16 protein-coding genes and 1 pseudogene are annotated in these 17,649 nt (G+C 41.1%); 14 read left to right on the top strand and 3 right to left on the bottom strand.

Annotation, left to right across the window (positions count from 1 at the left end; genetic code table 11):
* Nucleotides 1-31: 31 nt before the first annotated feature.
* The 8 genes from NRF22_RS03600 (at nucleotide 32) to NRF22_RS03565 (ending at nucleotide 9,583) form a co-directional block, all read left to right on the top strand.
* Nucleotides 32-2,092, top strand: a complete 2,061-nt coding sequence (locus NRF22_RS03600; protein ID WP_263779314.1) for a DHH family phosphoesterase — start codon at nucleotides 32-34, stop codon at nucleotides 2,090-2,092.
* A gap of 8 nt (nucleotides 2,093-2,100) precedes the next feature.
* Entirely contained in the window at nucleotides 2,101-2,556 is a 456-nt protein-coding gene (gene rplI, locus NRF22_RS03595) for a 50S ribosomal protein L9 (RefSeq protein ID WP_007744945.1), read from the top strand.
* Between the two features lie 2 nt (nucleotides 2,557-2,558).
* The gene (gene dnaB / locus NRF22_RS03590) at nucleotides 2,559-4,016 is read left to right on the top strand and encodes a replicative DNA helicase (RefSeq protein WP_028291841.1); all 1,458 of its coding nucleotides are present in this window, start codon (nucleotides 2,559-2,561) and stop codon (nucleotides 4,014-4,016) included.
* Between the two features lie 142 nt (nucleotides 4,017-4,158).
* Nucleotides 4,159-5,226: an ABC transporter ATP-binding protein gene (locus tag NRF22_RS03585; protein ID WP_007744947.1), complete on the top strand. Its 1,068-nt coding sequence runs from the start codon at nucleotides 4,159-4,161 to the stop codon at nucleotides 5,224-5,226.
* 2 nt (nucleotides 5,227-5,228) lie between these two features.
* Complete coding sequence (locus tag NRF22_RS03580) at nucleotides 5,229-6,164, top strand: carbohydrate ABC transporter permease (protein ID WP_007744948.1); 936 nt, start codon at nucleotides 5,229-5,231, stop codon at nucleotides 6,162-6,164.
* Nucleotides 6,161-7,018 (top strand): carbohydrate ABC transporter permease, encoded by an 858-nt coding sequence (locus NRF22_RS03575; RefSeq protein WP_007744949.1) that lies wholly within the window; start codon nucleotides 6,161-6,163, stop codon nucleotides 7,016-7,018. The genes NRF22_RS03580 and NRF22_RS03575 overlap by 4 nt, the downstream gene beginning before the upstream one ends.
* Before the next feature lie 4 nt (nucleotides 7,019-7,022).
* Nucleotides 7,023-8,294, top strand: a complete 1,272-nt coding sequence (locus NRF22_RS03570) for an ABC transporter substrate-binding protein (protein WP_263779312.1) — start codon at nucleotides 7,023-7,025, stop codon at nucleotides 8,292-8,294.
* 65 nt (nucleotides 8,295-8,359) lie between these two features.
* Complete coding sequence (locus NRF22_RS03565) at nucleotides 8,360-9,583, top strand: MBL fold metallo-hydrolase (protein WP_263779311.1); 1,224 nt, start codon at nucleotides 8,360-8,362, stop codon at nucleotides 9,581-9,583.
* A 7-nt stretch (nucleotides 9,584-9,590) separates the two neighbouring features.
* Here the strand turns inward: NRF22_RS03565 and NRF22_RS03560 are convergent, their stop codons facing one another.
* Together NRF22_RS03560 and NRF22_RS03555 are read right to left on the bottom strand one after the other, a co-directional pair.
* A complete protein-coding gene (locus NRF22_RS03560) occupies nucleotides 9,591-10,157 on the bottom strand; it encodes a matrixin family metalloprotease (protein WP_007744954.1) in 567 nt (188 codons plus the stop codon).
* 2 nt (nucleotides 10,158-10,159) lie between these two features.
* A complete protein-coding gene (locus NRF22_RS03555; RefSeq protein ID WP_263779310.1) occupies nucleotides 10,160-10,951 on the bottom strand; it encodes a hypothetical protein in 792 nt (263 codons plus the stop codon).
* Between the two features lie 87 nt (nucleotides 10,952-11,038).
* On the opposite strand from NRF22_RS03555, the gene dtd reads away from it, so the two are divergent.
* Nucleotides 11,039-11,485: a D-aminoacyl-tRNA deacylase gene (gene dtd, locus NRF22_RS03550; RefSeq protein WP_263779714.1), complete on the top strand. Its 447-nt coding sequence runs from the start codon at nucleotides 11,039-11,041 to the stop codon at nucleotides 11,483-11,485.
* A 3-nt stretch (nucleotides 11,486-11,488) separates the two neighbouring features.
* On the opposite strand, the gene NRF22_RS03545 is transcribed toward dtd, so the two are convergent.
* Nucleotides 11,489-12,223 (bottom strand): MurR/RpiR family transcriptional regulator, encoded by a 735-nt coding sequence (locus NRF22_RS03545; RefSeq protein ID WP_263779309.1) that lies wholly within the window; start codon nucleotides 12,221-12,223, stop codon nucleotides 11,489-11,491.
* 200 nt (nucleotides 12,224-12,423) lie between these two features.
* Here NRF22_RS03545 and NRF22_RS03540 point away from each other — a divergent pair, with 200 nt between their 5' ends.
* The 5 genes and pseudogenes from NRF22_RS03540 (at nucleotide 12,424) to NRF22_RS03520 (ending at nucleotide 17,634) form a co-directional block, all read left to right on the top strand.
* On the top strand, nucleotides 12,424-13,875 hold the full coding sequence (locus NRF22_RS03540) for a 6-phospho-beta-glucosidase (protein ID WP_263779308.1): 1,452 nt from the start codon (nucleotides 12,424-12,426) through the stop codon (nucleotides 13,873-13,875).
* A gap of 27 nt (nucleotides 13,876-13,902) precedes the next feature.
* Nucleotides 13,903-14,211: a PTS sugar transporter subunit IIB gene (locus NRF22_RS03535; RefSeq protein ID WP_263779307.1), complete on the top strand. Its 309-nt coding sequence runs from the start codon at nucleotides 13,903-13,905 to the stop codon at nucleotides 14,209-14,211.
* An 82-nt stretch (nucleotides 14,212-14,293) separates the two neighbouring features.
* Nucleotides 14,294-15,641, top strand: a pseudogene (locus NRF22_RS03530) (PTS sugar transporter subunit IIC).
* A gap of 171 nt (nucleotides 15,642-15,812) precedes the next feature.
* A complete protein-coding gene (locus NRF22_RS03525) occupies nucleotides 15,813-16,511 on the top strand; it encodes a LytR/AlgR family response regulator transcription factor (RefSeq protein WP_263779306.1) in 699 nt (232 codons plus the stop codon).
* Between the two features lie 253 nt (nucleotides 16,512-16,764).
* The gene (locus tag NRF22_RS03520) at nucleotides 16,765-17,634 is read left to right on the top strand and encodes a sensor histidine kinase (RefSeq protein ID WP_412178719.1); all 870 of its coding nucleotides are present in this window, start codon (nucleotides 16,765-16,767) and stop codon (nucleotides 17,632-17,634) included.
* The last annotated feature ends 15 nt before the right edge of the window (nucleotides 17,635-17,649 follow it).

Genomic DNA, 17,649 nt, shown 5'->3' with positions numbered 1-17,649 from the left:
GTTCTTGGATCGTGATAAAATTAGATTCTTGATGAAGAAATATTCAAATTTACCTGCCTTCATAAAAAATTATCGCGTCATCTATCTGATTGGCATTTTTTTGTTGCTGGCAATTAGTGGTTTCGTTTTTTCATTACGTTTTGGTCCGATTATTTCTGTCATATGGGTCGCGTTTGTCATTTTGGCTGCATTGCTCCTGTATAGCTTGATAAGTTCTTTAGGTGTTGACTTTCAGACATATATGACCAACCTGTATGGGCGAGTGTCTATTTCTCAAACAAGCGCGTTGGATCAAATGCCTATCGGTGTTATGCTGCTCAATTCAAACGGGGAAATTGAATGGGTGAATGAGAATCTTTTGAATGTCATTGGTGATCGGTCGGTTATCGGCAAAAATATACAAGATGCTGATCCTGAGCTTAATCAATTTGTACAAGCTAATAAAGATAGCGGGCCGGCCGAAATCAGCTGGCGGGATGGTAAGTTCTCTCTTCAGGTTCAAGGAAATGGTCGAGCAATATTCCTTCTTGATCTAACAGACGTATCTAAATATGAACTGTTGTATCAAAATGACCGACTTTTTTACGGTTTAATCAACGTTGATAATTATGAAGAAGTTATTCAAGATGCAACGGATTCTGATTCAAGTCGTTTGATAGCATTTATTTCTGGCAGACTCGATAATTGGGCGAAAAAGTATCATTTGTTTTTACGACGGATATCAGCAGATCGTTATCTTTTTTTTGGACGTTTGCCAAATTTAAAGCAGCTTGAAGACGATCGTTTTTCTATTTTGGATGAGATACGAGAAGAATCTTTAAAACAAAACATGCCTTTGTCTTTATCGGTCGGTATTGCATATGGTATTTCAGATTTAAATAACTTAGCTGATTTAGCACATCGAAATCTAGACTTAGCCTTAGGCCGAGGCGGCGATCAGGTTGTGATTCGCGACAACGAAAATCCAGCTATCTATTATGGCGGGACCTCAAATCCAATGGCCAAAAGAACACGAGTCAGAGCGCGTATGATTGATCAGGCTTTGTCGGATTTGCTAAACAACACTGATGTTGTCTTTATTTGCGGTCACCAAAATCCAGACATGGATTCTCTTGGTGCAGCTTTAGGCATCTGGCGAATGAGCCGTTTGCATGATTTGCCTGCCTACATTGTGATTGACGAACAAAATCTGCAGCGTGATGTCAAACTAGTCACGACAAAATTTAGCGAAGAAATTGCAGCTGCGAATGCCAAAATTAAAGAGCAGGCAGCAGCTTCTGACGACAATCAGCCGCCTAAACTCATCGAGTATCCCTTCATTTCAGAAAAGAAAGCGATGGCGCTTGCCAGTGACCAAAGCCTTCTCGTACTCGTGGATCATTCTCGGCCGACCATTTCAGCTGCCGGACAACTTTTGGACCGATTAAAGTCTTCTTTGGTCGTGATTGATCATCACCGAATTGCTGATGAAGGTTTTGCTGAAAAACCACTGCTTTTCTATGTTGAACAATATGCCTCATCTACCTCTGAATTGGTTACTGAACTCTTAGGTTACGAGGATCGCCGCAAATCACCATTAACTAAAGTCGAGGCGACAGCATTGTTAGGCGGCATCCAGCTGGATACCAAGGGCTTTACAGCTCACAGCGGGTCAAGAACTTTTGATGCTGCTAGTTTTTTAAGGGCTGCTGGCGCTGATACACAATTATTGCGGAGCTTCGGTAAGGAATCCAAGGAAGATTTGCTAGTTAAAGCACATTTGTTAGAATTAACTGATCTAAACGAAAATATTGCAACCGTTGTTGGTGAAAATGAGATTGACTATAATTCTGTTTTAGCTGCTCAGGTTGCGGATGAACTCTTAAAAATTCAAGGCGCATCTGCCAGCTTTGTCATTACTCGCCGACCAGATAAGAAAGTTGGTGTTTCCGCTAGATCAGATGGCAGTGTTAATGTTCAATTGATTATGGAAAAAATTGGCGGCGGCGGATCGTTATCTAATGCAGCGGCACAAATCGAGACTGATAATATTGTTGAGGTTAAGCAGCAGTTGGAGAAAGTTATTTTTGATTCATCAGATGAAAAGAAATAGGAGGCCATATGAAAGTTATTTTTTTACAAAACGTCAAAAACCAAGGGAAAATTGGTGACATTAAAGAGGTTCCCGATGGATATGCAAATAATTTTTTAATTAAGAATAAAAAAGCCGTCTACGCTTCTCCTGAAAATGTCTCAAAATTACATGGACAACAAAATTTAGAAGCAAAGCAGGCTGCTAAGGTTTTGGCTGATGCACAACAACTCAAAGAGACATTAGCTTCGCCAAAAACAATTGTGCAATTTGCAGAACACGTGGGTCCTGATGGCCGTTTGAACGGTTCTGTGACTGCGAAAGAAATTGCCGATCAATTGGCAAAACAGTACCAATTAAGCGTTGACAAGCGTAAATTGGACCTTTCACAGCCGATTAAGACGGTTGGCCTGCATGAAATTCCGGCAAAGCTTCATCAAAAAGTCTCAGCCTCAATCAAAGTCAATATTTCGCAGCTGGATTAATAATGGCAGATTCATTAATGGACAATAGAATTCCACAGGAAATTCAGACTGAAAAAGCATTGCTTTCAGCTTTTTTTTATACCAATGGTCTCAGCCAGCAGCAGGACGTTTTGGATCGCATGCTGGGGATTATTTCCGAAGATGATTTTTATGATCCTAAAAATAAAAAAGTTTTTCAAGCGATTAATGAACTGCTAAGTGATGATAAAATTGTTGAACCCCTAACTGTATCGGATCAAATGAAAACCGACAAGAGTCTGGATATGGTCGGCGGGGAAGGTTTTATTTCGGAAATCCTGCTGGCTGACGGTACGATAGCCAACGTTGAAAACTATGCTAAGGCGGTTCATGAAAAGGCCACTCAACGGCGCTTGATTGATTTATTCAACCAAGGCAACGGTTTGGCACACGATCCCTCTTCTCAATCGCAAGATCTTATTGCTAATGTGCGAGCAAAACTAGATTCAATCGAAGACCAATCTGAGAATACTGATTTTATTGAATTAAAAAACTCGCTTAGTAAAACAATCGATAACTTAAATAATTCCGCAAAAAACAATTCTATCCTGCGTGAAGGCGCTTTGCCTAGCGGTTATGCCTACTTGGACAAACTTACAAAGGGTTGGCAGCCGAATAACCTCATTATCCTAGCAGCACGTCCGGCCGTTGGTAAAACTGCTTTCGCTTTAAATCTAGCAATTAATGCTGCTAAATCTAAGGAGATTGGTAAAAAAACTGTTGTCGTCTTTAACATGGAAATGGATGACCAATCCTTATCAACACGAATTTTAGCTGCTAATGCACGTGTACCCATGGATAAATTGATGACTGGTAAAGATTTGACTCAATCTACTAACGGGCAGGTGGATCCGAATGCCGATTGGACTCGGATTATGCTGGCCAACGAAAGACTAAGCCGGTTGAATATTCACCTAGACACGACTCCAGGAATCCGCATCAACGAGATTCGTGCCAAATTGCGTAATCTGCAATCACAGTCGCAAAGAGAAGACCCGGAAGGCGGTATCGGACTTGTGATTATCGATTATTTGCAGCTGATCGAGTCCGATGTGACTGAATCTCGGCAGCAAGCCGTCGCTGCGATTTCACGTTCATTAAAAAAATTAGCCGGTGAATTGGATTTGCCGATTATTGCTTTGTCCCAATTATCCCGAGGTGTTGAAGGCAGGACGACCAAACGACCAATGCTGTCTGATTTGCGTGATTCCGGTGCGATTGAGCAGGATGCTGATATCGTGATGTTTTTATATCGTGACGATTACTATGATCAGAACGGCCATTCAGAAGATGATGAAGATTTTGATGAATCAGCTATCCCGGATCGCGGGCCAGTTGAACTGATTGTTTCAAAGAACAGACAGGGTGCAAATGATACGGTTAAACTCATGTTTGATCGAAGCATTCAATTCTACGGCAATTTGGATCCGCATAACAGTTAGTATGACTTATGATTGATATTTTTATCACAAGTCTTTTTTATTCAACTGGTTCTAAATTGGTTTTTTCTAATTGCTAATCGTGTCTTTCTTTGATAAATTTATTCTTCGTAAGGTATTTCTTTAATTTGAGAAGGGGATCAACTTGAAGCTTGTTGCGAAGAACCTGACATTAGCCTATGAGGCCGGTCAAAACATTATTGACGATATCAATTTCGAAATTGAGGATCATAAACTTGTTTCGTTGCTGGGGCCTTCTGGTTCTGGTAAATCAACGATTTTAAATATGATTGCAGGTTTATTAACACCAACTGCAGGTGAAATATATTTCGGTGAGCAGAATGTGACCAAATTGACAGTCTCTAACCGAAATATTGGTATGGTTTTTCAAAATTATGCCCTTTATCCAAATATGACGGTCAGGAATAATATCGGCTTCCCACTTAAAATTGCCAAAATTGCTAGAAATAAACGTCAAGAGGAAATAGAGAGGCTAGCCAAACTTGTCCATGTTGATGATCAGCTGGACAAACGGCCTGGTGAACTTTCTGGCGGTCAGCAGCAGCGTGTCGCAATCGCCAGAGCGTTAGCCAGAAAACCAGCCGTACTTTTATTAGATGAGCCTTTATCTAATTTAGATGCCAAATTAAGAACTGAAATGCGGGAAGAGATTGCGCGTATCCAACATGAGACTGGTGTTACGACTATTTTTGTCACGCATGATCAGAATGAGGCTATGCATATTTCTGATAAAATTATGCTCTTGTCTGATGGCACGATTCAACAGTATGCTGTGCCCAATGACCTCTATGATCGGCCGGCCAATTTGTTCACGGCCAAATTTATTGGAGATCCGCAAATCAATACCTTTGATCAGCCGCAAGCTTTGGCTTATCTACAAAAGTATTTTGCAAAACCCGTTAAAACCATTGGCATTCGTCCAGATGCGCTCTCGACAATTAAGACTACAGGCAGTGTTGCTTTGCCGGTAACATTGAAATCCTATTCTAAATATGGTGCTGAGGAATTGTCTCGTTTTGATTTTTTCTCTGTTGAACTTGATGGTGAAAATGTGGATGGCGTCAGCGATACACAAATCGGTCAAGCATTAGAAGTATATGTTCCCTTAACGCAAATTCATGGCTTTGACGATCAGGATCAGCACGTTGATGTTATCCAACCCTCGGCCAAGATTCTTGAGGCCAATCGTTAATCATGATGAATGCTAAGCAAACTTGGAAAGGCTCAATCAAGGGCTGGCTGTATATTCTGCCAATGCTGATCGGTATTGCTATTTTTAGTATTTACCCGATTCTAAAATCCTTCTCCATGTCATTTTACACAGATTATCAATTTCTCACTGATACGGTATTGGCTCGCGGGTGGGGAAATTTTACATATCTATTCTCTGATGGCGATTTTCATCTGGCGGTAGTTAATACGCTTATTTATGTTGCAGGGGCAGTACCCCTGACGATTATTTTTTCGCTATTGTTTGCAGTTTTGCTGTTCAGGATTAAATGGCTGTCCGGATTTTTCCGTACAGTCTATTTTTTGCCTTTTGTTACATCTACGATTGCGATTTCAATGGTCTGGACTTGGATATTTAATGCGCGGTCCGGACTGGCTAACTATTTTTTGGGCCTGGTAGGTATTCATCCCATCGATTGGCTGAATGATCCTAAATATGCCATGCTGACTTTGATTATTATTTCTATCTGGAAAGGATTGGGATTCAATATCATTCTCCTTATGGCTGGTTTAGGTAATATTGATAAACGATATATGAATGCTGCTCGAATCGATGGTGCTAATGCTTGGCAGATTTTCTGGCACGTTACTTTGCCACAATTGTCACCGACTATTTTATTTGTCTTCATCAATGGCGTAATCGTTGATTTTAAAGTTTTTGATGAGGTTTTTGCGGTATTTGGCGGCCAGCCCGGCCCAGCCCAATCTGCGATGACGATGGTCTTTTATATTTATCAGCAGTTTTATGTCATGAATCAATATGGCAGAGCAGCTGCGGCATCTGTGATCTTGTTTATCATGATTTTAATTGTCACTGTTTTACAATTACTGATTTCACGGCATTTTGATTACCGTCGTCCCACAAAGGTTAGGAAAGCAAAGGGAGGCGTTTCCCTATGAATAATATGCAGCAGACCAGGTTGAAGACGAAAAAAAAGATCGATATTATTACGGTTCTGGTGTACTTGCTTGTTATCGCAGGCGCTATTGTCATGGTGATACCCTTCATTTGGATGCTTTCGACCGCCGTAAAAACACAATCAGAGTCGATTGAAGTACCTCCGATTTGGATTCCAAAAGTATTCCATTTTGAAAACTTTGTTAGTGCGTGGCAGGCAGCGCCCTTTGCAACTTACATGATGAATTCAGTCTTTGTGACAGTTGCAACAACAGCCTTACAGTTATTTACGAGCATTTTGGCAGCCTTCGGCTTTGCGAAACTTAATTTTAAAGGTAAAAATTTATTATTCATTCTGTTATTGGCAACTATGATGGTGCCTGGCGAAATGTTGATTATTCCAAATTATGTGACGCTTGCTAAAGTAGGTTTGATTAATACTTATGGCGCTCTGATCATACCGTGGATTGCAAGTTTTTTCTCGGTATTTGCTTTACGTCAAAGTTTTCAGTCGGTTCCTGATTCTGTTTATTATTCAGCAAAAATTGATGGATCTTCTGATTGGCGTTTTCTATGGCGAATTTTAGTTCCAATGAGCAGGTCATCGATTGTCGCTGTCACAATGCTGCAAGTGATTGGTTCATGGAATAGTTTTATGTGGCCATTGATTGTTACTAATAGCGACAGTCTCAGGACTTTGCCAGTCGGATTGCAGTCTTTTATGACTGAATCAGGCATTCAATATCCACAGTTGATGGCGGCAACGACTTTTGTCATTCTGCCGATGGCAGTACTATACTTATTCCTGCAAAAGTATATTATTGCAGGAATTTCAAGATCAGGATTGAAAGGATAATTTAATGAAGAAAGTTAAAATGTTTGGCATGGCCACTTTGGCTTTGTTTGGAAGTACAACGGCAATTAGCGCGGTTGCCCCGGTCGCAGCCAGTGCGGCTAGAACAAAGGTCGTACTTTGGGATGGTATGACCGGTCCTTATGCCAAGGCTTTAGACAAGATTGTGAAGGGTTACAATCGTTCTCAATCTAAGTACACAGTTGTTCGCCAATCGCAAGGGAACTATGCAGCTTTAAATCAGAAAATTATGGCTGCGGCCAAGTCGAGAACCTTACCAGACATGGCTCAAGCTACTTATACACAAGTGCCTGATTATCAAAAAGAAAATCTTGTTTCGCCTCTAGACAGCTATATGCTGAAGGGCAGCGACAAAATTTCAAAAGCACAATTGAAAAATATTTATCCTGGTTTTATTTCATCTTCTAAATGGCAGGGTAAATATTATTCAATACCTTTCTCTAAATCGGTTCGTGTCATGCTTGTGAACCAGGATCTGCTCAAGCAATTAGGATTCTCGACACCGCAAAGCTGGAATGACTTGGAAAAGATTGCGAAGGCTGCCAAGGCCAAGGGCGATGCCGGAATTGGATTTGATGCTTCCTTTGATATGGAACTTGAAGGTATGTCCACAGCAGCTGGAAATAAGTTCGTTTCCAAAAATTTGAAAGTCAATTTTGCTAAGCCGAAAGTCCTCAAAGCAGCCAATACTATTTACGACATGCTGCAAAATGGCGAAGCTTGGACTGCCGGTGCTGACGTATATGGTACAAATCGTTTTGCTGAAGGTAAGACGGCTGTCTACTTCTCTAGTTCAGCCGGAGTCACAATTTCTGCTTCCACAGTGAAGAAGTTCAAGCTGGGTACAGCAGTGTTTCCTAGCTATCAAGGAAAACGTGCAACTGAATTTGCCGGTAACGATATCGTGATGATGAATAACGGCAAAAAGCATCAAGCTGGTGTTTGGTCCTTTATGAAGTATCTGTTGAAAAACAAGACTACGGAACAATGGGCTGAATCAACTGGTTATCTGCCTCTGACAAAGAAGGCACGCAACTCTGCCTCTTATAAGAGTTATTTGAAAAAGAACCCGCTTTTCAAAGCTGCTGCTGACTCATTGCCATACGGCTTCCAAGCTACGGCCTTTTCTGGGTATAACGACTACCGGAATAAGATGCTGACAGCGATTGATGCAGTGACTGCTAAAAAAGAATCCCCATCCAAGGTATTCCCAGCCACAGCTAAAGAAATGAAAACAATTATTTCAGACAACAAGTAAATAACTGTAAGTGCTAAAACCATTCGCGATATGAATGGTTTTTGTTTTGTCTTAAAATAGAATACATGACAACTGAAGTAACTTTTTTAAATGGACTTAATACAATTGGCGGAAATATTGTCAGTTTTACGAATGGAAAAACACGTATAATCATGGATTTTGGTGTTCCCAGCGACCCCAGAGACGGTGATTCAACATCTGATTTAATTCAGCAAGGAATATTACCAAACACGCCGGAATTATTTGATGCAAAGGCGCAGCAGCTTTTTGATCATCAAGCTATTTTTATTTCGCATTTGCATATCGACCATATTGGCGCTTTAAAATTTTTAAAAGCCGAGCTGCCAATATATATGACAACCGATTCAAAAAAATTGTACGAGGATTTAATCGCTAGTGGTGATGAAGCGGCTGTAGCTAATCTGCAAGCTGTTGATTATGAACGACCGGTCAAAGTTGGACCTTTTTCGATTAGCTTTTTTAAATCGGATCACGATATTATTGGTGCCAGTGCCATAAGAGTGGTTGATGATGAAGGACATATCTTCGTTTATTCTGGGGATGTGCGTTATAATGGCCCAGATCCTCAGAGTGTTGCACATTGGGCAAAGTCTGTAGCCAAGCCCCAAGCGGATCTATTTTTGCTGGAGGGGACTAGTTTTTCTTTTGATGATGAAAAAGGTGATCACGCAGAAAAGATTGTTCCCGATGTTGAAGGCAGTCTGGTCGAGCTGTTTTCTGACAAACTTTCCTCTAACCACTTGCTGGTAATCAATCCCTATCCTCGGAATGTGGCGCGTTTGTATGCCTTGGAACAGGCGGCTCGGGAATTTGGACGGCCAATTGTATGGGAGAAATTCTATGCCGATCTATTGAAGCAATTTTATTCCCAGACACACCCATTAATACTTGGCAAAGAGGTTGATTTATCTGAAATAATCGCATATCCGGAAAATTATGTGCTGCAAAATAGTTTTCAGAATTTAGATAATCTAGCCGATTTTTATCAGCCGATATTTTTGCAGATGAATGGTGAACCGCTGGGCGATTATGATCCGCGATATCGTGTGCAGCAGGAAAAATTGCAAAAGTTTGCTGCAGAATTTATCTACGCTGGTGCATCGGGGCACGCTGTTAAATCTGATTTAATCAAAATTGCTCAGCAGGTCAAAGCAAAATTAACAATTCCCTGGCATTCATTTAAGCCTGAAACAGAGGCTCGCGTGCTAGAAGAAGCTGGACTTCGAGTCAAACTGCCGCATAAAAACGAAACGATGGTTTTTAACTAACCGATTGTTAATGAATTCTCTTTAATATGTAATTGGCGACTTGCACATCATATTGACTAATAAAAGCCGTTGACTGCATCGAGGCGTTCATGAGTGCATCACCGTTGATGTGCTTTAATCCGATGACGTGACCCAATTCATGTTCGATTACCGGTATGATGTATGGTTGGTCGTCCACTTGCTGCATAAAATCACGATTGAGATAAATACCTCCTTGACCGGTGGCAGCTAAGATGTGTTCACCATAGCCGACGTCTCTATTAATTTTAGAGAATTGCTGATTCGACAAGTCATAGAGTGTAATCGTAGCCTGTGACTGATCAAATTCATGAAACAAATGACGTTTTAGTGCTTTGTTCCATAAGGACATTGCTTTTCTTGCTTCAGGCGCATAGTGGGTCTGGCTTAAATTGATCAGCACTTTTTTATTGCGCGGAATTTGAGTGGTCATGACAGAGTCCCTGAGAGCTGGGCGCCGAATATAAAGAACAAAAGTGAAGCTGGCGGCCAGCAGTAGTAGGATAGCAATCAGTGAGAGTACTAGCTGAAGATTTTTTGCTAGCCGTTGACGCATTGTTATCCAAAGAAGCCATGCAGCAGATTCGCAACTTGGGCCGCTGCCCAGATGATGAAGAGCAAATCTGAAATAATGGTTGTCCAGCCAAAATACCTGGTCAAAGGCAGGTAGGAAAAGGCGGGCAGGTTATGATTTTCCCGGTATCTTACGATAATCGAGGTCGAGAAAATATTGATTGTGATCACGACGAAGAAAACATTGGTCAAAATTCGTGAAAAAGAATTTTGAAAATAATTAGGCAGTAGGATAATTAACAAGGCGATCCATTGAATTTTGCCTGAGTTAATCCATTGAAGGAATCCCCGCAGAAAATCTGAATAAACTATTTTCTCAAACCATTTTCCTGATGTAACAACCGTTAGGGAACGCTCATAGCTTTCATTTTTTAATTTAAATCGCTGCGAGCTGCCATAAATTTTATCTGGATTTTCAGCTGCCCAGGCGTTGGCCATAGATAGAGCGAGAAACAGAATAATAATTGCTATCAACGTAATGAGTAACCAAGTTAATAGACTGCTGAGCCACCTCAAAGACGGCATAAAAAAGGGCAGAATAAATAGGGCAATCAGAAAACCAAGCAGCGGAATATACCGGCGTTTTTGAATGAATCGTGTGAAAAAACGTATCCAGCGATCAAAACTGGGACTATTTTCCCGCTCGTGAGCAAAGGTTGCAATTAAACGATCGTTTTCAAAACTGTCTTTAGACTGGGGAAGTGTCAATCCTTGTGCCAGCAGCCATGAAGCCAAATTCCGACAGGATTTTTTGAATTGTGTTAATTTAGTTAACATTTCACTGTCATTGTATAATAACGGCATTCACAGATGAACAAAAATCAAGTTGGTTGTTTTATCTGCTTGATTTTAAAGGGAGAGATCATGCGTGTTCTTTTACAGAAAGTTAGTTCAGCCAGCGTGTCAATTGATAAAAAAGTCGTTTCGCATATTGGAAAGGGCTTTTTATTATTAGTGGCTGTTGAAGATTCTGATGGTGCAGAAGAAGTGGCTTACCTAGTACATAAAATTATTAAACTGCGAGTATTCCTAGATAAAAAAGGCAAGATGAATTTATCGATTTCAGACGTTGCTGGTTCGATTTTGTCTGTGTCGCAATTTACTTTATATGCTGATACAAGAAAGGGCAATCGGCCAAGTTTTACTGATGCCGGACAGCCAGCGCATGCTCAGGCAATCTATAACGACTTCAATCAAGCATTGACTGCCACTGGTATTCCGCTAGAGACAGGTGTCTTCGCAGCTGATATGGCGGTTGAGTTAGTCAATGATGGCCCAGTTACGATCATGTTTGATACAGATCAACGATAAAGGTCAACTTTGATCATCGGAAGTTGAAATTAATTCACGAATCAAGGCTTCCAATATGAAAACGACTGGTACTTGGGTCGTGACGTTTAAATCAGGTCCAATCATCTCAGATTTAGCCTGGTAGGCAAAGTTCACATCAGATAATTTAGCAATACTGTTACTGCTGTTGTTGGTAATACTGATAATTTTTGAGTTTTGTTCCCGCAGTTTTTGAGTCTGGGCAACACTTTCTTTTGTTTCGCCGCTTACTGAAAGAACAATTCCAGTCACAGAATTGGCCATACTGCCAAAACGAAAAGGAAAAAAAGGGTCGTTGCTAAAGTGTGCGTTGAATCCGAAATTTGAAAATTCCCTCGCACCATATTCTGCAAGCACACCGGAAGTGCCGATACCGAAGAAGATGATGAACTTGCTTGGTAAGAGAATTTTTTTGGATGATGCCATTTCATTTTTGAATCGATCGACCAATTTATCATTAAAAAACTCTTTGGCTTCTGAAATTAAATCAAAATTTTTGCCGTTTATCTTAGTTGCCGCATACATTTGTGAAAGTGTAAATTTGAATTCCTGAAAACTTTGATAACCGATTTTGTTAATACATCTGAGAATCGTTGTCGGGGAAACGTTGCTCCTTTTGGATAATTCTCTAATCGTCAGAGCTGGAATATCAGCCAAATGAGAAATGATGTAGTTGTATGCTGAAGCTTCAGATGAAGTCAGGTTTTTAATTTCTGTCATGTTAAGAAAATTATAGTTGTCTTTCTGGGCCAAAAGATCGTGAAGTCTCTAGTAGCCTATCTGTTACAAAAAATGGTTCTTGTACCATTATTAGGCCTTTTTGTTATTAATGGAAGCGCTTACAATTATAATAGATGGTGTTGGGGATATCAAATCTTCAACAAGCTTTCACAAGCTTTTTTAAGGAGAGGAGAATATGGTTGGAAAATAGTAAGACTTTTTCGTTAAATGATCATTTTTTGTGGGGTGGCGCGGTCGCTGCGCACCAACTTGAAGGTGCTTGGAATGTCGATGGCAAAGGCATTAGTATTGCCGATGTGATGACGCAAGGCGCTAATGGTGTTGAAAGAAAAATCACTGATAGCGTGTTGGATGGTGAAAATTATCCAAACCATGAAGCGATTGATTTCTACCACCTCTATCCTGAAGATATTAAGCTGTTTGCGGAAATGGGATTTAAATGCTTTAGAACCTCTATTGCATGGTCAAGAATTTTTCCGCAGGGTGATGAGGATCTGCCCAACGAAGCTGGTTTGAAATTTTACGATGACTTGTTCGATACTTGTTTGAAATACGGTATCAAGCCTGTGATTACTTTGTCCCATTTTGAAATGCCCTACCACTTGGTCCAAGTATATGGTGGATGGCGTAATCGCAAAATGATCGGTTTTTTCACCAAATTTGCCAGAGTTGTGTTTGAAAGATATAAGGACAAGGTCGAATATTGGATGACCTTTAATGAAATCAATAATCAGACTTCATATGATATGACCTTTTCTCTTTTTACAAATTCAGGAATTCTGGCAAAAACAGGGGAAGATCCAGAAAAATTAATGTATCAAGCTGGCCACTATGAAACGGTTGCTAGTGCTTTAGCTGTTCAGATTGGCCACCAAATTAATCCTAATTTTAAAATTGGTGCCATGATCGCTATGATTCCAATTTATCCGGCAAGTTCTAAGCCGGCAGATATTTTCAAAGCCGAAAAGGCCATGCAGATCAGATATTGGTTTGCCGACGCGCAGGTCAATGGCAGGTATCCTGATTGGTTAGTTAAATATCAGCAGAATCATCATTTTGATCTGGATATTACGTTGGCAGACTTAGATGTATTGAAATCGGGTCCAGTTGACTATTTGGGTTTCAGTTATTATATGTCCGCGTCTGTTGCTGCCTCTGAAAGCGATGAACCGGAATACGGGTATAAAGAAAATCACAAATTTGTGAAAAATCCGTACTTAGCTGCTTCGGATTGGGGCTGGCAGATTGACCCGCAAGGCTTGCGTTATGCCATGAATTGGTTAAACGATCGTTATCACCTGCCGCAATTTATTGTGGAGAATGGTTTAGGTGCAATTGACCAACTCGAAGATGATCAAACAATCCATGATGCATATAGGATTGATTATCTGAGGGAGCACATCCGACAGATGGAACTAGCTGTGGCTTACGATGGGATTAATTTGATCGGTTATACCCCTTGGGGTTGTATCGATCTTGTCTCTGCCGGCACCGGACAAATGGATAAACGCTATGGATTCATTTATGTCGATAAAAACGATGCTGGTCATTCTACTTTAAAAAGATATAAAAAAGATTCATTCTATTGGTACAAAAAAGTAATCCAATCCAATGGTCGGGATCTGGACTAGTTTTCATCAACTGAAAGGTTATGTAAGATGGCAAAAAAAACGATTATGCTTGTTTGCGCGGCCGGCATGTCAACCAGCCTTCTGGTTAGCAAGATGCAAAAAGCCGCTGCAGAAGATCACGAAGATGTCACTATTTTCGCTACAGCCGCCTCGGATGCTCAATCGAAGATCGAGAGTGAACATCCCGATATTTTAATGCTGGGACCTCAGGTCAATTATCTGTTCAGCAGTTTTAAAGAAAGAGAAACGATTCCTGTCGAGGTCATCAATATGCAGGATTACGGCATGATGAACGGCCGCAAAGTCTTAGAACAAGCACTAAAGGACATGACTTGAAATATCACCGTATTTTCTTAAAAAAGACAGTTTAACAAATATCGCGCTTATTTAATTCAATTGAGAGGAGCGTTAATTATTTATGAACAATTTTGTCAACAAAACAATTTTGCCTCCTGTGATGAAATTTGTGAATACTAAAGCGATCACGGCCTTAAAAGACGGTATGATCGTCAGTTTGCCATTCATCATGGTTGGGTCGGTCTTCCTGCTGCTGAGTTCATTTCCATATACACCAATTGCAAATTGGATGACATCCACAGGCCTATCGGCATATTTTACGCAGGCATATAATGCTTCGTTTGGTATCGTTTCTGTTTTTGCAGTTACCGGTATTGCTTATGTTTGGGTTAAAAATGAAGGATATGAACCACTTCCTGCTGGTTTGACTGCCTTCGTCAGTTTTATTCTTGTTATGCACCCGACCACTGCTGTTATGAATGGTACTAAAACCGTCATTTCAGCTAGTCAAGCACCAACGCTGCTTGGTGGTTTCATTGATCGAACATGGCTTGGCGGCCAGGGTATGATTGCCGCTATTATTGTTGGTATGATTACTGGTTGGATTTATTCTTGGTTTATCAAGCATAAGATTACAATCAAGCTGCCGGAGCAAGTTCCGCCAGCTGTATCTGCTTCATTTGTTGCTTTAATTCCGGCTTTTGTCATTGTTGTTGGCTGGCTGCTGGTTTATATTCTGTTTGATGCAGCAGCAAATGAAACCATGACACAGTGGATTTACCATGTGGTTCAGATTCCTCTGCAAGGCTTGACTGACAGCTTCGGTGGCGTGTTGGGTGTTGCACTTTTGATACCTTTCTTCTGGTTCTTTGGTGTTCACGGTGCCATTATTGTTAGTGGTATTATGTCACCAATTCTGCAAGCTAATGCACTTTCAAACGCTGCTATTTTTAAAGCTGATGGTGTTGTAACTGCTGCTAATGGCGGCCATATCTTCATTCAGCCTCTGCTTGATCAATTCGGTACAGTTACCGGTTACCGGTTCTGGTATGACTCTTGGACTAGTAATCTTCATGTCATTCTTTGCACGTTCTGCTCAAATGAAGAGTATCGGAAAACTATCCCTAGTACCGGGAGCCTTTAATATCAATGAACCGACACTGTTTGGATTGCCAATCGTGCTTAATCCTTTGCTGGCATTGCCGTTTATTTTGATGCCAGCTCTGTCGATGTGTGCCACATATGTCTTAATTCAGATTCATGTGCTGCCTTATTTGACCGGTGTTATGGTTCCCTGGACAACGCCGCCGATCATCTCAGGATTCTTGGTTGGCGGTTGGCAGATGGCAATTTGGCAAGCAATTGTTATAGCTGCTTCATTCTTTGTCTACTTCCCATTTGCACGTCGTTACGATAAGATTCTTTATCAGCAAGAGCAGGCAAAAGAACAAGAAATCTTAAGCAAATAAATATGTTTAGAATATGAAACCTGAAAAAGCTAGCCCAACAGGTTAGCTTTTTTATTACTTCAGATTCCTTGGGGATGTTATTGTTTTTCTAGATTAGCTGTCTTGCTGTCAAGCTAGTTGTTTTTAAGCCCGGTGCTATAATGTTTTTAGTTTTAGGCTAGGAGATCTATCATGCTGCTTGCAATCATTGAAGATGATGAACGCACACGCGAAAACAATGCTGAATTGTTCGCCAAGGCAGGTACTGTCAATCTTCCCGTTGTAGTACGTAGCTTTAGTTCGGCTGAATCCTATCTTTTCGCGGCCATTACACCAGATTTATTAGTCTTAGATATTCGTTTAACCGGAGCAGATGGCATGACGTTGGCTAAGAAAATCCGGCAGGTCGATGCCACGGTACCGCTTGTTTTTCTCAGTAATTATGAGGAATATGTCTTTGAAGGTTACGATGTGAATGCATTGGCTTATATTATGAAGCCGCTTACTTCGGGTAAGGTGGCACATATTCTTCATAAAGTTACTAAGTTGAAGCCGCCTGCAGGCATTGTTGTGAAAACGGATGATGGAACCCGCCGGATTAATTTATTCGATTTACTGGCCGTTGAAGTTTTGAACCATGAGCTGTTGTTTCACACACAACAAAGTGTTATACGAAGCTCTGGGCAATTAAAGGATTTTTCGAATCTCACGAAACAAGGTTTTGTTCAAGTTTATCGGTCAGTACTTGTGAATCTCAGTTTTATCCGGCGTCTGTCTCCAAACCTTGTCGATATGGCAGACGGTACGCAATATCCTTTGTCGCGGAAGCAAGCCGCTAAGGTCAAACAAGCCTTTTTTACACATTATCGAAAGCTGGCTGATAATGACTAGTATTTTAGTGGCAGCCATTGCTGTCGGCACAAACAGCTGGCTTCTCAGTCAATCTTTCTCTCTTTTCCATCGTACAGCTGCAGCTGTGATAGCTGCTGCTATAACGGTATTATCCGTCTGGTGGGGACTTTACTGGTTACCGGCTTGCTTACTACTTATTCTTAGTTTATGGGATTGGCATCGGCGTAAAGCGGCATTATCCCAGTTGATCATTTGTGGGGACATCATCGTAGCTGTGATCCTGAGCTTTTGGTTGATAGCTTTGCCTTATGTTTGGCTGCTGCTGGCAACGGGAGCAATTCGTTTGTGGCAAAGCCAACGGCATTGGCCGCTGCGCCTACTAGGAACTGCATGGATACTGGTACTAGCCCTTTTAGTATCTCTTTTGTCGAGCTGGCCGCAAGTTGTTTTGACTTTAGCGATTGCTTTGCTGCTTTTATTTATGACCGAACTTATTTCTTTTTTCTTTACGCAGCAGGATGCTGTTTTTGCCATTGGATTAGACCAGATGATGGCTCAGTATAGTCAGGAAGTGCAGGATTTGTATGCCAATATGCGCGGCTGGCGGCATGATTATCATGATCACTTGCAGGCTTTAAAAGCGTATCTGGATGATCAGCATGTCGCCGAAGCACGCAATTACCTGGATTCCCTCGAAGAACGCTTGGATACAGTAGATACACTGATCCATTCTGGCAACGTTTTGCTGGATGCAATCATGAATGCAAAACTCACTTTAGCTGAACATGCACATATCCCAACCAATGCTAAGGTGTTTGTCGGCACAAGGCCTTTGATTAAGGATTTAGACTTGGTTGTGATTGTGGGAAATTTAATGGATAATGCCCTGGAAGCAATTGAAGAGCAGCCGGATGGCGAGATGCGGCGCCTGCGTGTTTATATCGCCATTTTGAAACAGCAGCTTTATATATCTGTGACGAATTCGCGCCCGCGCGATCAGACTATTGATTTTCATTATGCCTCGACCAAAAATGACAAACGCGGCCTTGGCATTCGCCGTATCAACAAACTGGTTTCTAAATATGGCGGTATGATCAACCGTCAATACGAAGACGAAGTTTTCGTGACGGAAATTGCCATACCACTTGCGCAGAGTAAATAACCATTTACGCAAAAA

The organism is Oenococcus kitaharae, assembly GCF_025758695.1.
GTDB lineage: Bacteria > Bacillota > Bacilli > Lactobacillales > Lactobacillaceae > Oenococcus > Oenococcus kitaharae_A.
This window is presented reverse-complemented; position numbering and strand designations above follow the sequence as displayed.